This window comes from Tenacibaculum sp. 1_MG-2023, from assembly GCF_030547425.1.
Taxonomy (GTDB): Bacteria; Bacteroidota; Bacteroidia; order Flavobacteriales; family Flavobacteriaceae; genus Polaribacter.
Genome location: NZ_JAUORH010000019.1, coordinates 42567 through 57478, shown reverse-complemented (window position 1 = coordinate 57478; position 14912 = coordinate 42567). Strand labels below are relative to the sequence as shown.

General features: G+C 32.5%; 14 protein-coding genes. 8 read left to right on the top strand and 6 right to left on the bottom strand.

The window, feature by feature from the left end:
- Window positions 1-1440 precede the first annotated feature (1440 nt).
- The 5 genes from Q4517_RS12620 to Q4517_RS12600 form a co-directional block, all read right to left on the bottom strand.
- Complete coding sequence (locus Q4517_RS12620; RefSeq protein WP_303510000.1) at window positions 1441-1995, bottom strand: hypothetical protein; 555 nt, start codon at window positions 1993-1995, stop codon at window positions 1441-1443.
- Window positions 1996-2019: 24 nt separating this feature from the next.
- Complete coding sequence (locus Q4517_RS12615) at window positions 2020-2292, bottom strand: hypothetical protein (protein ID WP_303509997.1); 273 nt, start codon at window positions 2290-2292, stop codon at window positions 2020-2022.
- Between the two features lie 144 nt (window positions 2293-2436).
- On the bottom strand, window positions 2437-3051 hold the full coding sequence (locus Q4517_RS12610; RefSeq protein ID WP_303509994.1) for an MAE_28990/MAE_18760 family HEPN-like nuclease: 615 nt from the start codon (window positions 3049-3051) through the stop codon (window positions 2437-2439).
- 38 nt (window positions 3052-3089) lie between these two features.
- The gene (locus tag Q4517_RS12605; RefSeq protein WP_303509992.1) at window positions 3090-4160 is read right to left on the bottom strand and encodes a DUF262 domain-containing protein; all 1071 of its coding nucleotides are present in this window, start codon (window positions 4158-4160) and stop codon (window positions 3090-3092) included.
- 299 nt (window positions 4161-4459) lie between these two features.
- A complete protein-coding gene (locus tag Q4517_RS12600) occupies window positions 4460-5056 on the bottom strand; it encodes a Crp/Fnr family transcriptional regulator (RefSeq protein WP_303509990.1) in 597 nt (198 codons plus the stop codon).
- Between the two features lie 71 nt (window positions 5057-5127).
- On the opposite strand from Q4517_RS12600, the gene Q4517_RS12595 reads away from it, so the two are divergent.
- Window positions 5128-5535 carry a group III truncated hemoglobin gene (locus tag Q4517_RS12595; RefSeq protein ID WP_303509988.1) on the top strand — a complete coding sequence of 136 codons (408 nt, stop codon included), beginning with the start codon at window positions 5128-5130 and terminating at the stop codon, window positions 5533-5535.
- On the opposite strand, the gene Q4517_RS12590 is transcribed toward Q4517_RS12595, so the two are convergent.
- Window positions 5525-5863: a hypothetical protein gene (locus tag Q4517_RS12590; RefSeq protein WP_303509986.1), complete on the bottom strand. Its 339-nt coding sequence runs from the start codon at window positions 5861-5863 to the stop codon at window positions 5525-5527. The genes Q4517_RS12595 and Q4517_RS12590 overlap by 11 nt on opposite strands.
- Before the next feature lie 129 nt (window positions 5864-5992).
- Between Q4517_RS12590 and Q4517_RS12585 the strand changes: the two genes are divergently transcribed.
- The 7 genes from Q4517_RS12585 (at window position 5993) to Q4517_RS12555 (ending at window position 14823) form a co-directional block, all read left to right on the top strand.
- Entirely contained in the window at window positions 5993-8011 is a 2019-nt protein-coding gene (locus tag Q4517_RS12585; protein WP_303509984.1) for a VWA domain-containing protein, read from the top strand.
- Window positions 8012-8017: 6 nt separating this feature from the next.
- Window positions 8018-8209, top strand: a complete 192-nt coding sequence (locus Q4517_RS12580; protein ID WP_303509982.1) for a hypothetical protein — start codon at window positions 8018-8020, stop codon at window positions 8207-8209.
- A 22-nt stretch (window positions 8210-8231) separates the two neighbouring features.
- Window positions 8232-8414, top strand: a complete 183-nt coding sequence (locus Q4517_RS12575) for a CPXCG motif-containing cysteine-rich protein (RefSeq protein WP_303509980.1) — start codon at window positions 8232-8234, stop codon at window positions 8412-8414.
- Between the two features lie 5 nt (window positions 8415-8419).
- Entirely contained in the window at window positions 8420-8818 is a 399-nt protein-coding gene (locus Q4517_RS12570; protein WP_303509977.1) for an acyl-CoA thioesterase, read from the top strand.
- Window positions 8819-8851: 33 nt separating this feature from the next.
- The gene (locus Q4517_RS12565) at window positions 8852-9190 is read left to right on the top strand and encodes a hypothetical protein (protein WP_303509974.1); all 339 of its coding nucleotides are present in this window, start codon (window positions 8852-8854) and stop codon (window positions 9188-9190) included.
- A 121-nt stretch (window positions 9191-9311) separates the two neighbouring features.
- A complete protein-coding gene (locus tag Q4517_RS12560) occupies window positions 9312-13622 on the top strand; it encodes a CusA/CzcA family heavy metal efflux RND transporter (protein WP_303509971.1) in 4311 nt (1436 codons plus the stop codon).
- Between the two features lie 10 nt (window positions 13623-13632).
- Window positions 13633-14823, top strand: coding sequence for an efflux RND transporter periplasmic adaptor subunit (locus Q4517_RS12555; RefSeq protein WP_303509968.1), 1191 nt, complete (start codon window positions 13633-13635; stop codon window positions 14821-14823).
- The last annotated feature ends 89 nt before the right edge of the window (window positions 14824-14912 follow it).

The window sequence follows — 14912 nt, the reverse complement described above, 5'->3', positions numbered from 1 at the left end:
TCCTCAAGGCAACGAAACCGTCAGCGAGCTTCGCTGGTCTTTCCTCAAGGCAACGAAACCGTCAGCGAGCTTCGCTGGTCTTTCCTCAAGGCAACGAAACCGTCAGCGAGCTTCGCTGAGCTTTCCTCAACACAACGGAACCATCAGCGAGCTTCGTTGAGCTTTCCTCAACGCAACGAAATGGTCAGCGAGCTTCGCTGAGCTTTTCTCAATGCAACGGAACGATCAGCGAGCTTCGCTGGACTTTTCTCAAAGCAACGAAACGGTCAGCGAGCTTCGCTGAGTTTTTCTCAATGCAACGGAACGATCAGCGAGCTTCGCTGGTCTTTCCTCAACACAACGAAACTGTCAGCGAGCTTCGCTGGTCTTTCCTCAATACAACGAAACCATCAGCGAGCTTCGCTGGTCTTTCCTCAACGCAACGGAACCATCAGCGAGCTTCGCTGGTCTTTCCTCAAGGCAACGAAACCGTCAGCGAGCTTCGCTGAGCTTTCCTCAAGGCAACGAAACCATCAGCGCGTCACGCTGGTCTTTCCTCAAGGCAACGAAACGGTCAGCGAGCTTCGCTGAGCTTTCCTCAATGTAACGAAACCATCAGCGCGTCACGCTGAGCTTTCTTCACACATATGTAAATACAATAAAGTGTGTAGAGAACTTTATAAGCGAATTGTAGCTAAGGGTAAGAGTAAGTGGTTTACCGTATGATATGAACTATAAAAGTACTTTGGTATAAAGTTTTGTAAAATTTACTTGTTTTTTACCTCAGTTCTTTGTTGTAAAATGTTTTTTATTCAAATGTCATTTTAGCATAATAAATAATTATGATAATCAATGTTATAACTAATGCAGACACGAAAAAATTAATCGATATATCTTTTTTATAATATTCAAGTTTATTTTCTCTGTTAAACAAAAGCCATCTTATATATGCTCCAGGGTAATTTAAAATTAACCCCATTATTACTTTAATTATGATGTTCATATTTTAAAAAATTGCATATTGTATTCATTCAAATTCAATTTTTGTCCATAACCTGGATTTAACAACATTCTTTTTGGGATCGATGAAAAAGCAGTTATTTCCCTATTCGTAAATTTAAAAAATATTTATAGTCTCCTTGAATATATTGGTCAGGTTTCCAGTTGTTTAAAAGTTTGTTCAAAATCAATGAACGATTGAGAAATCTTCCATCCAAATTCTGGTACTAATTCGAAATTACCGAACTCGTATTTTCGTTTTCTAAATATAGTACTTTTTAGGACTTTCATTTAATTAGGCACAACGTTTAGCAGTAGTAAGCAATAAACTTTCGGGTTTGCACTGAGCTAAAACGTTGTATTTTGTTTTTATCTTTTTTTCTCATAAACGCCATATTTTATATTTGGCGGATTTGCAAATAAGCACAGACCTTTTGATTACCCAAGAAGCCTTATGTTTTCTTATACATTGTTAGCATTAATTATTTTATCAATTTTTGATTGAATTTCTAACACTTTTTGATTCCAATATTTTTGCGCTTCTTTAGCATTAAATTGGGGTTTCTTTTTAGAGCCAGTTTTCATTTCTGGAGGTATTTGACTTAGATACTCCCAATTATGATCTATATCCCTAGCTATTTCGCTTTGATTTTCTGGGTCAGACTTTCGTCTAGACCAAAAGTTTTGGTGTTCAATATAATCAGCTTTTATTTTAGAAAAGTGATTAATCAATTCGTCAGAATTTGACGGTATGTACCCAGGTCCACTACAACCACAAGAATGGAATGTAATTCCTACTTCATATAGAGTTGCAATGTGTTCCCAAGATTTTATGTCTTTTTTCTTAGGCGACTCAAAATCTAGTCCCATATTAGCCATTAGTTCACCACATTCAGGACATTTAGCAGGATTCTGTTCTTTAGATTTATTAAATCCACCATAAATATCTTTTTCTAATTTCCTTTTAAATGTTTTTCTACACTTAAAACAAGCATAATGAGGTTTATATGTTGTCATTCCATATCTACACATGCTTAGATTTTATTTATTATGATAAGTTCCAGTTTCATCAGATTCTAAAGATTTAATAACTATTCTTTTACTGGTAAAATTTTCATATTTAGTTAATAAAGCTCTAGGCTTATCATTTATGAAAATAGTATCGTTACTCAGTTTATGTCTTTTAAAATCTAAGACATCACCAATGTAGTAACCTCCTCCATATTTCCACCAACCTTTTTCTAACTTTTTATCATTTGTTGAGCAAGAAATTAAAAATAAAGGGAGTGATATATAAAAAATTATTCTTGTCAATTTTTTCGTTTCTAATTAATGCTAACGTGTTTGTATATGGTTTGTTGCGTGTTTAAGCACTAAATTTATCAAATAAAACGCAAATAGAAAATCCGAGAGGATTTTCAGAAGTAGGCGAGAACAAGCAATTACTTATAGCCATTGTTAGGCACTGACTTTTTTTAATTTATATTCCTCTAAAGTTGCTATATTTTCTATTTCAGTTTTCAATTGTTCCATTAAAACTTGGACGTCATCGTGCATCAGATGATATGCATCATATTCTACTCGTAAATATTCTCCGTGTGCTATGTGATTCCTTGAATCTACTAAATCATTAATTAAACTTTTTTTATGAGAAAATTTTGATTCGTCAATCCCAATTACAAATAAAATTTCTTCGAAAACACTATATCTTAAATTTGATTTAGTTTGGATAACGTTTTTAGTTTGCATATTTGAATTTTTATCTATTTCAGAGATTAAAAATTCAACAGCTTTTGTCTTTTGTTCTATGTGTTTAATATCTAAATCTCCTAATTTTTTTGATAAGGAAAGTGCAACAAATTGAGGTTTCAACTCATTATGTTTTAAGTGTTTTTTAGCTACAAATTCTAAATATAATTCGCAAGAATTTTTAACAAACCCTTCCCAATGAGCATATAAGATAGGTACAGAAAATCTTAAGGATGCATTTTGCTTTGGACTGGGGTTACTCGGTATTTGGTCTTTGATTAACTTAAGTTCCTTTCTTCTCCAAGCATAATCACTTCCAATCAAGTGAATAAGCTGATTATATGTGTAAGGCTTCCTCGCCATTATTTTGCAAAATATTCTTTAGAAAAAGGCACGAGTTTTGGTATTCTCGTTTTTGCATTCGAGCCAGAACCTGAAGTTTGGTTATATGTTTCTTGACTATATAACTCTTCAATTTTTGTTCTGATTAACTCATCATCTTCAGGTAAATTATATCCAGATATATTAGCAGATAAGCCAACAGACACAGCCTCGAAAGCTGATTCGAGAAATTTTCCTTTAAAGTCAGATCCATTATATTTTTTGAATGATTTTTCTCCTAATATCCTATTTAATGTTGAAAAAGTTAGTTCAAAATTTTCCTTTACTTCATCAAAATTAAACGTATCACTATTTAAAATATCTTCATTAATATCATCAAGGAAGTCACCAACATCTTTTTTATGGTCATACTGATATTGCGTTAAAGAAATAAATCTCAATAGTAATTCCATATGATATTGTTCTTCATATAATCTATCTGAAAGAGATAGTGTTTCTACAAAGTCTAGGTTTTTTGACAAATCTTCAAACCACAAGTATTTATCTCTATCAATCATTAACATCACATTGTTTCTGACTTCTTGATTAGAAGCGTTAGAGCCTCCAGTATTTAATCGCTGAAAAACTTCGAACTTTGCTCGAACATCCGATTCGCTTAATATAATTGTAAGGCTAATTTTGGCTCTTTTTATTGAAAGTTTTAAACCAGCAGGTAGCTCTTTGTCACCTTCCCATTTATAACCTTCTAGACTAGGAATATACTTTGTTCCTTCTAATTCTAATGGTTCAGAGTCTTTTAAAACACCGAATAATTGAAGAATTGTAGAAACTCTTTGCAAACCATCAACTAACTCCCAAATTCCATTTTCATCTTGGTAAACAAATACTGATGGTATTGGAATTCCCAAAATAATTGATTCAATCAATTTAACTTTCTGTCCGTGTGACCACCTAAATAGTCTTTGATATTCAGGTCGAATTATTATTTCTCCATTTTCATAAAGATTAACTAACTCTCCAATTGACATAGAATAGCTTTCGGTTTTAAAGCTTGTTCTTTTGTTTTCTATTTCTTTTAAAAGATTATCCATTATTTGTTGTTCTGTTGTTTTTTTTAGCTTGCACATAACTCGTTATATATCAAACTTTAGTTGTTTTATCCTGACAAAAGCATGGGATATCGTAAAGTTCAGCAATTTTTATACGTTTCCAAATATAATAAAACTGATACTTTATCTAAAGGTAAAGTTATTAACGAGTTGCTGTTGTTTGTTAATTAATTATACAATTCCAACAAACTTACTACAAGGTGTGTACAAATTCTTACGGAATTCCATAAGTCTATTAATTTTATGAAACGTTTTATTGAGTGAGCACTTTAAAGAAGGCTTTAACGATATACCTTTCGTTTGCTAATTTTTACGTCTCCCTTTTTTTCTAAAGATTTTATGACCCGAATAACCGTTTCTACGCGTAAACCTAAAATATCAGCTATTTGTTGTCGAGTATAGGCTACTTTAAACGAGTACTTTCCTTCAACTTTATATACATCGTCTTTTAAGTAATCAATAAAGCGGAGTACTCTGTGTGCAGGTTCTTGGCTCGATATTTCGGAAGCAATAATAGCTTTGTAATACAGACGCTTTGCTAAACTTTGGGTAATTTTTAAGTGAATTTCAGGATTATCTTGCAGTAATTTAAACAGGTTGCTTTTAGATAAGGCTAGAATCGTACTATCAGAAATAGCTACCGCATTGGCAGGATATTTTACATCAATAAACAAAGGTGGTTCACCAAAACTTTGGTTTTTATAAAACACCCCTTGAATAAACTCTTTACCATCATCATTAAAATTATTCATTTTTACAGCACCGCTTACTATTTGGTAATAATAATGTGCGGTTTGTTTTTCAGAGAAAATAATATCGTCTTTTTGAAAACTTTTGGTTTCAGCGTGGTATTTTAATAAGAGTTCTTCTGGTATCATTATGATTTAAGTCATAAATTGCAATTGCATAAAGATATACTTTTGTAGGGTATTTCAACAACGATTTGTAAATGGATAAAAGAGACATAGAAAATAGGGAAGATGTGTATAAACTGGTATCAACCTTTTATAATGATAAAATTAGAAAGGATGATTTTATAGGGCCTATATTTTTGAAAACAATTCCAGAAGAAACTTGGGAACCTCATTTACAAAAACTCACCGATTTTTGGGAAACGAATTTGTTTTTTGTTAGAAAGTTTAAAGGAAACCCGATGAAAGCACACAAAGATGTAGATAGAGAGTTTGAGTATTCTATTTACCAAGAACACTTTGGACGTTGGTTGCAATTGTGGTTTGAAACGGTTGATGAACTTTTTGATGGCACAAAAGCGCATGAAGCTAAAGAAAGAGCACGAAACATAGCTTCTATGCTCTTTTTTAGAATGTTTGAGGCAAAGCCGAAGCCTACGACATAAGCAGGTAAAAAATCAACGAAATATTACCCACTATATTAATAATAAATGCCCATGCAATTATTTTAAAAGGTTGTTGGCTTATGGCGGTAGCATTAGCGCCCATAGCGGTTACACAAGCAAAAATTAGGGCAAATAAATGAACCTCTCCATCTATAGCTAAAGCAGCTGTTATAGAGGCTATCATTGAGCCTACGGTAATTAATATAATAGAAACACCAATGCTATTTCGTTCGCCTTCAGCAATTTTTTTATTGATGTAAGCTGTAATTCCCATATTATTTGTCTTTTGAAGTGTTTTTTCAGCGGTTAAGTTTTCAGTGGTTACCATATACATTAGTTTTTAGTAAAATTATGTAATTGATTGCTAGTTTTTTATGACTGAGGTCATAAATAAAAAAGAAGAAAAGGTGTTTTTATTTGTTAGATATTTTTATCTTCACATACTAAAATAAGCTGAGTGGAGTCAACAACTATAATTTACATTGTATTAGCCGTATTCATAAGCGTAGCCATTGCTTTTTTTCAATATTTCTATAAGGTAAAAAGAACTCCTAAAGTACACATCTTACTTTTTAGTTTAAAAGCACTAAGCCTTTTTTTAATAGGATTGCTACTCATTAATCCGAAGATAACAACTCTTGAAACGGAGAACATAAAACCTGTGTTGTCTGTATTGGTAGATAATTCACTATCTACTCAGTTTTTTAAAGAAGAAAAGAAGGTTGAAGAATCTCTTTCAAAAATTAAAAGCAACCAAGAACTTCAAAATAAGTTTGACGTTCAGTATTTTTCGTTTGGGAATGATATTAAAGTGTTGGATAGTTTATCGTTTGCTGAAACACAAACCAATATTTCAAAAGCAATTGATGCTGTTAATGAGTTAAATAAAGGTAAAAAAGCAGCTACTATTTTAATAACAGATGGAAATCAAACCCAAGGGAATGATTATGAGTTTTCATCAACAAAGCATAAAATATTTCCTGTAGTTATAGGGGATACTATTCAATATCAAGACATTCAAATTTCACAGTTAAATGTGAACAAGTATAGCTATGTAAAGAACAAGTTTCCAGTTGAAGCATTGTTGTATTATGAAGGAAAAGAAACGGTGAATACTACTTTTTCAATCGTAAAAAATGGGAACAGAGTTTTTTCAAAAAGAGTACGTTTTTCACCAGAAAACCCTGTGCAAACTGTTACCGCTAATTTAGTGTCTACTACCAAAGGAGTACACTATTACACAGCGTCGATAAGTAGTATAGCGAATGAAAAAAACACGAAGAACAATTATAAAAGCTTTTCAGTAGAAGTTTTAGATGAGCAAACCAAGGTTTTACTGTTAAGTTCTTTCTTACACCCAGATTTAGGAGCGCTTAAAAAAGCGATAGAGAGCAATAAACAACGCAAAGTAGACATTGCTTTGATACAGGATAAGAATATAAATTTAGAAGCGTATCAGTTTTTTGTTTTGTATCAGCCTAATAGTTATTTTAAAGCAACTTTAGAAAAAATACCCTCTAATTTTTTACTGGTTTCAGGAACTAAAACAGATTGGAACTTTTTGAATAGTCAAAGTTTAGGAATTCAAAAAAGAGCCATCAATCAAAAAGAAGAATATACCGCTATTTACAATGCAGATTTTTTAACTTTTTATCAAGAGGATATCGGTTTTGGTCAATTTCCGCCACTACAAGATAAGTTTGGAGAAGTACAGCTTAAAAAAGAGTCTCAAAGCTTGTTGTATCAAAAGTATGCAGGCGTAGAAACCACACAGCCATTATTATCAACCTTTGAAGAGAATGATAAAAAGTACGCAGTACTATTTGGTGAGGGTATTTGGAAATGGAGAGCTGCCAGTTATTTACAAGAGAAAAACTTTGAAAGTTTTGATACGTTTGTAGGAAATTTGGTTCAGTATTTAGCATCCACTAAAAAGAGAAAACGTTTAGATGTAAAAGCGCAACGTTTGTATGCAGCTAATGAACCTATAACTATAAGTGCATTTTATGTTGATAAAAACTATCAGTTTGACAGTAGGGCTTCTTTAGAGTTAACGGTAACTAACTTAGAAACAAAGGCAAAAAAGAGTATTCCGTTTTCTTTATTTAATAACTCGTATCAAGTTTCAGTTGAAGGCTTAGCTTCAGGAGAATATTCATATACCGTAACTGTACAGAACCAAAATATAAGTAGCTCAGGAAGGTTTAAGATTGAAGATTATCAGATAGAAGAGCAATTTACCAATGCGAACTTTAAGAAATTAGAACAACTGGCCTCAAAAACAGATGGAGCAACAGTTTATGTAGATAAAATAGATGATTTATTAAAAAAGATACAAGAAGATGCATCTTTTTATACCACTCAAAAGTCTATTACCAAAAAACAAAGTTTAGTTGATTGGAAATGGTTGTTATTGTTGATTGTAATTTTATTATCAACAGAGTGGTTTGTTAGAAAATATTATGGTAAAATTTAAAAAAAAATGAATAAAAAGTTAATAAAAGTACTGCTTTTGAGTACTGTTTGTCTAGTTTTTAGTGGTTGTTCAGATGAAGAAGAAATGTGTGAGTTTACCTATGATAGACCTGATGGAAGTGGAAACTATATAACAACTACTATTGAACACCCTTGTAAATTAGGTCCGCCAGTAACAGAACCAGCTAATAAAAAATAATTGGTGAAAATTATAATAAAATATGACGTATGAACACTTTTTTCAATGTCCGCATTGTTGGGAAGAAATTTCCATGTTATTAGATGCTAGTACGTCTGAAACGTATGTAGAAGATTGTGAGGTATGTTGCAATCCTATACAAATAACCTTTACTTTTGTAAATAATGATTTAATAGCTTTTGAAGCTAAAAATATAGAACAATAAATACGATGAGATTTCACACACGTAAATGGGTAAAACCAGAAGATTTAAATCCTAACGGAACACTTTTCGGAGGACGATTATTACAATGGATTGATGAAGAAGTAGCGTTATATGCTATTATTCAGTTAGAAATTCCTAAAACAGTAACTAAGTTTATGTCTGAAATAAATTTTGTTAGTTCAGCAAAACAAGGAGACATTGTTGAAATAGGAATTAATGTAGTAAAGTTCGGAACAACATCTATCACCTTAAGTTGTGAGGTTCGTAACAAAATAACCCGAAAAACAATTATCGCAATTGATCAAATTGTTATGGTAAGTTTGGATGAAGAGGGAAGCCCTTTTGCGCATGGTAAAACAAAAATTGAGTATGTTAAGGATAGATTGGATAATGAAGATTCATAAATTTTTATAATTTTGTAACTCTAAATTAGATTAGTGAAAAAAAGCATCATCATATTATTAACCTTACTGTTAATTGTGCCTCCTTTACAGGCACATACTGATGCTGTGGTTTTTGTAGCTGAATCAGAAGTGCATCATGATGTGTTAAATGAAGATCATCAAGATGAGCATCATCAACATGATACTGAAGAAGAAAAAAACAAAGAACATCACCATCATTGTAACGTAATTACAATTACAGCAGATTTTATTCCGACTGACTATAGTTATAACATTCCTACTTTCTTAGAAGTAAGAAACCATATTAACTTCTATAGAAACACCTATTATAATTCATACTTATCGGCTATTTTCCAGCCACCTAAGTCTTAATTCTATTTTATTATTAAAAACAGCAGTAGCTCTTGTGTAAACAAGAACTACAAACTGTTGTACCGATTATTTAATAATAACCGGTAGAAATTATGTTACATTAGAATTAAATCAATACAAAATGTTAGATAACATTATCAAATTTTCAATTAAAAATAAATTGATTATTGGAGCATTGGTTGTTGCATTGATAGGCTGGGGAGTATATTCTCTAAAGCAATTGCCTATAGATGCTGTACCAGATATTACCAATAATCAGGTGCAAATAATAACATCTGCACCCTCACAATCAGCCCAAGATATAGAACGTTTAGTGACGTTTCCTATAGAAATTAGTATGTCAAACATTCCTGATATCGAAGAAATTCGCTCTTTCTCTCGATTTGGATTAAGTGTCGTTACAATTGTTTTTAAAGAAAGTACCGATATTTATTGGGCACGTCAACAAATTAGCGAACGGCTTATTGAAGCTAAAGATCAAATTCCTGAAGGAGTAGGAACACCCGAAATGGCACCAGTAACCACAGGGTTAGGAGAAATATATCAATACACACTTTATGCTAAAAAAGGATATGAAAAGCAATATGACGCAATGGAGCTACGATCTATTCAAGATTGGATTGTTCGTCGTCAACTGCTAGGAATAGAAGGAGTAGCTGATGTAAGTAGCTTTGGAGGTTTTTTAAAACAATACGAAGTAGCTATTGAGCCAGAACGCATGCAATCGTTAAATGTTAGTATAAATGAGGTTTTTGAAGCACTGTCTAAAAACAATCAAAATACAGGAGGAGCGTATATAGATAAAAACCCGAAAGCGTACTTTATTAGAAGTGAAGGGTTGATAAAAACTCCAGAAGACATCCAGAATATTGTCATAAAAAACAATATAAACGGAACGCCTATATTAATGAAAGATATAGGGAAAGTTCAACTAGGACATGCGGTACGATATGGGGCAATGACAAGAAATACCGATGGAGAAGTGGTAGGCGCTATTGTTATGATGTTAAAAGGAGCTAACTCTTCAAAAGTGATTGATAATGTAAAAGAAAGAATAGCACAAATAGAAAAAAGTTTGCCAGAAGGAGTTGCTATAAAACCCTTTTTAGATAGAACTAAATTAGTAGATAAAGCCATAAAAACGGTATCAACAAACCTTATTGAAGGAGCTTTAATTGTCATTTTTATTTTGGTGCTGTTGTTAGGAAACTTACGAGCAGGTTTAATTGTAGCGTCGGTTATCCCGTTAGCAATGTTGTTTGCTATTAGTTTAATGAACGTGTTTGGGGTTTCTGGAAACTTAATGAGTTTAGGAGCAATTGACTTTGGTATTATTGTAGATGGTTCTGTAATTATTGTAGAAGCAACACTACATCATTTGGGATTAAAAAAGTCAGGAACGCAATTAACCCAAGATCAAATGGATGATGAAGTGTATGAGTCGGCTTCAAAAATAAGAACAAGCGCTGCTTTTGGAGAAATTATCATTCTTATAGTGTACTTACCAATTCTTGCCTTAGTAGGTATTGAAGGAAAAATGTTTAAACCTATGGCATTAACCGTAAGTTTTGCAATTTTAGGAGCCTTTTTGCTATCGCTTACCTATGTACCTATGATGAGTTCGTTGTTTTTAAAGAAAACAATAAACAACAAAAGAAATATTTCAGATAAAATCATAACAGCGATACAAAATGTATACACCCCAATACTCAATTTTGTGTTAACTCATAAAATAAAAGTAGTGATAGGTTCAGTAGCCATTTTTATACTCAGTTTAGTCACTTTTTCTAAAATGGGATCAGAGTTTATTCCTTCGTTAGATGAAGGAGATTTGGCAGTGCAAGCCATTGTATCAACCGGAAGTTCACTTTCGTATACCATAGATGTTTCCAACCAAGCATCAGCACTCTTAATTAAAGAGTTTCCCGACGAAATAGAGCAAATAGTTAGTAGAATAGGTTCTTCAGAAATACCTACAGACCCAATGCCAATAGAGGCTTCAGACATCATCATTATTTTAAAAGAAAAAGACGATTGGACAAAAGCTAGCACAAAGAATGAACTGACAGAGAAAATGCAACAGCTGTTAGATGAAAATATGTTAGGGGTTTCTTTCGGATTTCAACAACCTATTCAAATGCGATTTAATGAGTTAATGACAGGGGCTAGGCAAGATGTTGTATTAAAGATTTATGGAGAAGATTTAGATAAATTAGTAAAGTATGCCAACCAATTGAGTAGAATTATTCCAGATGTAGAAGGGGCGGAAGACGTATATGTTGAAAAAATGACGGGACTACAACAAATCGTAATTGATTATAATCGAAGCCAGTTAGCGTATTATGGACTCAATATCTCTGATGTTAATACAGTGGTAAACACTGCTTTTGCAGGACAAACAGCAGGTTCAGTATATGAAGGTGAAAAACGCTATAACTTGGTAGTACGTTTAGCAGAAAATAAAAGAGCTAGTATTGAAGACATTCGTAAACTATACATTACAACTTCAACAGGAGCGCAAATTCCTTTAACAGCAGTGGCGTCTGTAGATTTTAAAACGGGGCCGAATCAAATTCAAAGAGATGATGCTAAACGTAGAATAACAGTTGGTTTTAATGTAAGAGGACGCGATGTAGCTAGTATTGTAAACGAATTAAAAAGCAAAGTTTCAGATAAAATAACATTCGATTCAGGATACTATATTACGTATGGAGGAACTTTTAAAAATTTAGAAGAGGCTCGTGCCAGATTAGGCGTTGCAGTACCAGCTGCTTTATTACTCATCTTTTTGTTACTGTATTTTACGTTTAAATCGATTAAACAAAGTGTATTGATATTTACTGCCATACCGATGTCTGCTATTGGAGGAATTTTTGCTTTATGGTTGCGTGATATGCCATTTTCAATTTCAGCAGGAGTAGGTTTTATAGCTTTATTTGGTGTAGCGGTGTTAAATGGAATTGTTTTAATTGCTGAATTCAACCGATTAAAGGCTTCAGGAATATTAGACCTTACTGAAATAGTAAAGAAAGGAACATCGGTGCGTTTACGTCCTGTAATTATGACTGCAGCTGTAGCGTCGTTAGGTTTCTTACCCATGGCATTATCATCGTCAGCAGGGGCAGAGGTACAAAAACCTTTGGCGACGGTAGTAATAGGAGGGTTGATATCAGCAACTTTATTAACCTTACTTATCTTACCTGTGTTATACATGCTTTTTGAAAAGAAAGTCAACTTAAAAATGAAAAAAGGTGTGGCAACTATTGTGGTATTTGCTGTTGGTATCTTTGGAGTTCAAGCACAAGAAGTTCCTCAAAAGTTGACCGAACAGCAAGTTATTGAGTTGGCTTTACAAAAGTCGGTGTTGATGAAAAAATCAGCGCTAGCAATCGAAAAATCGAAAGTAGGAATTAGTAAAGCGATTGATTTGAAGCCTACAACAGTTAAATATCAAGATGTAGGTGTAGCCAATGGCATTGCAGAAAAAGAATGGTCTGTTAATCAAAATTTCGGTTCAATTTTAACACATGTCCAAAAAAAGAAGTTGGCTAAAGAGAAAAATACTTTAGCAAGCATTAATAACAACATAACAAAGAAAGAAACAGTAAGAAGAGCCAGAAGATTATACCAGCAATGGAACTATTTATATGGTTTGTTATCTTTAATGGAAGAACAACAGGTAAGTACAAATCAAATAAAATCAATTGCAAAAACGTTGCATGCTGCTGGAGAAATAGGAGGATTAGAAAACGATTTAACCTCTTTACAGTCGTTAGGGGTACAGTCGCAAAAGAATAAAATATATAAGGATTTTATTCAGGTAGAAAATGAACTAAAACAGTTGTTACAAATTGATTATTTGATACAACCGCTTGAAAAACTACCAGAAAAAAAGGACTTTTTAATTCAAAACGACTCGTTATCTAACGATTTTATTCAACGTCTAGAACAACAAAATAAGGTAGCTGCTAAAGATGTGTCTGTAGTAAAATCAACATATTTTCCTGCTTTAACGGCTGGTGTAATTAATAGAAAAACAGGAAATGAAAACAGTTATACAGGTTTTAATGTAGGAGTGAATATTCCACTTTCTTTTTGGTCTAATAATGCAAAAATTAAAGAGCAAAAAATTATACAAGAAGAAATAGCTTATGAAAACAATAACAGAGCTATGGTAATTCAGAATAATTATAAAAGCTTGCAAGAACAGCTTACTTATTTAAATGAAGAGTTAGTAAGTATTCACACAACAGTTACACAAGCAGAAAGGTTTATAAAAAAACTACAGCTAGCTTATAAGGTTGGTGAAATTGATGCCTATCAATACAATCAGAGTTTTACCGCTTACTTTCAAGTAATGCAAAATTACCTATCACTGGTTAACAACTTTAACCAGACTGTAATAGCCTACGAATTTTATACAAAAAAATAAAAATATACAGATGAAAAAAATTATAATACTGTTAGTAACTATCATCATTGTTAGTTGTAACTCAAAAAAAGAAGATCACTCAGATCACGACCATACTTCCGAAGAAAAAGTAGCAGAAAATACTAAGAAAGGTGAAGTATATGAAGAAAATGAAATTCATTTAACAGAGCAACAACTAGTTACAGCAAAAATTGAAACTTCTTTAATTGAAAAAAAGAAAATAAGAGAAAAAGTAGCTGTAACTGGTACTATAGAAGTACCACCGCAAAGTAAAGCCACTATATATGCTCCTTTAGAAGCTTTTGTTTATAAAACAGATTTATTACCTGGAGATAAGGTAAAAAAAGGGCAAACAGTTGCAGTATTGCAGCATCCTAACTTTATTGAGCTACAATATGCGTATCTTGAAGCAATAAATAAGCTAAAAGTAGCTAAAGCAGATTATGAAAGAAAGAAGATGTTGTTAGAAAACGATATTGCCTCAAAAAAATCATTTCAAATTGCTGAAGGAGGGTATCGATCTGCAAAAAGTTTAGCGAACAGTTATGAAGCACAGTTAAAAATGGCAGGATTATCGCCCAATACTGTGGCAACCAAAGGAATTCAACAATATGTATATGTTAAAACACCTATTTCTGGTTATGTTGTAGAAAATAACCTGAATAAAGGAATGTTTTTAGCAGCTAACTCAGAAATGATGGAAATAATAGACAACGATCATATGCACGCAGAATTAAATGTTTTTGGTACAGACATAACAAAAATAAAGAAAGGGGATGAGTTTGAATTTCAGCCTTCAGGAATAGATGTCACATATGAAGGATATATAAAATTAATAAGCCAAAAAGTAGATGACCAAACGAAAACGGTAAATGTTCATGGACATTTTGAAGATGAACAAAACCGATTAAAAGCAGGTATGTTTATCAATGCTCAAATTTTATTAGGAGGAGATGAAGCATTTGCAGTACCTGAAGAAGCGGTGATAGAAAATGAAGGAGAAAACTTTATTTTTATAGAGAAAATAGCAGGAAAATTTATACCAGCAGAAGTAACAATTGGAGGTTCAGATGATGGCTATATTGAAATAAAAACAATTCAAGAAAATAATTACAATGTAAAAGTAGTAACCAAAGGGGCACATTTCTTAAAAGGAAAGCTATTACAAATGGCAGGCGGAATGGAAGGTCATGCACATTAATAATAACATGGGATTATAAGTTCTATAATCCCATGTATTAAATTAATTGCATCTTTTTAAAAGAAATAAAGTCTATTAACGAAACAATT

Coding starts and splice junctions, on each gene's coding strand:
- Q4517_RS12620 (WP_303510000.1), bottom strand. CDS start 1,995: ATGACAACATATAAACCTCATTATGCTTGTTTTAAGTGTAGAAAAACA.
- Q4517_RS12575 (WP_303509980.1), top strand. CDS start 8,232: ATGACGTATGAACACTTTTTTCAATGTCCGCATTGTTGGGAAGAAATT.
- Q4517_RS12580 (WP_303509982.1), top strand. CDS start 8,018: ATGAATAAAAAGTTAATAAAAGTACTGCTTTTGAGTACTGTTTGTCTA.
- Q4517_RS12560 (WP_303509971.1), top strand. CDS start 9,312: ATGTTAGATAACATTATCAAATTTTCAATTAAAAATAAATTGATTATT.
- Q4517_RS12600 (WP_303509990.1), bottom strand. CDS start 5,056: ATGATACCAGAAGAACTCTTATTAAAATACCACGCTGAAACCAAAAGT.
- Q4517_RS12570 (WP_303509977.1), top strand. CDS start 8,420: ATGAGATTTCACACACGTAAATGGGTAAAACCAGAAGATTTAAATCCT.
- Q4517_RS12605 (WP_303509992.1), bottom strand. CDS start 4,160: ATGGATAATCTTTTAAAAGAAATAGAAAACAAAAGAACAAGCTTTAAA.
- Q4517_RS12590 (WP_303509986.1), bottom strand. CDS start 5,863: ATGGTAACCACTGAAAACTTAACCGCTGAAAAAACACTTCAAAAGACA.
- Q4517_RS12595 (WP_303509988.1), top strand. CDS start 5,128: ATGGATAAAAGAGACATAGAAAATAGGGAAGATGTGTATAAACTGGTA.
- Q4517_RS12555 (WP_303509968.1), top strand. CDS start 13,633: ATGAAAAAAATTATAATACTGTTAGTAACTATCATCATTGTTAGTTGT.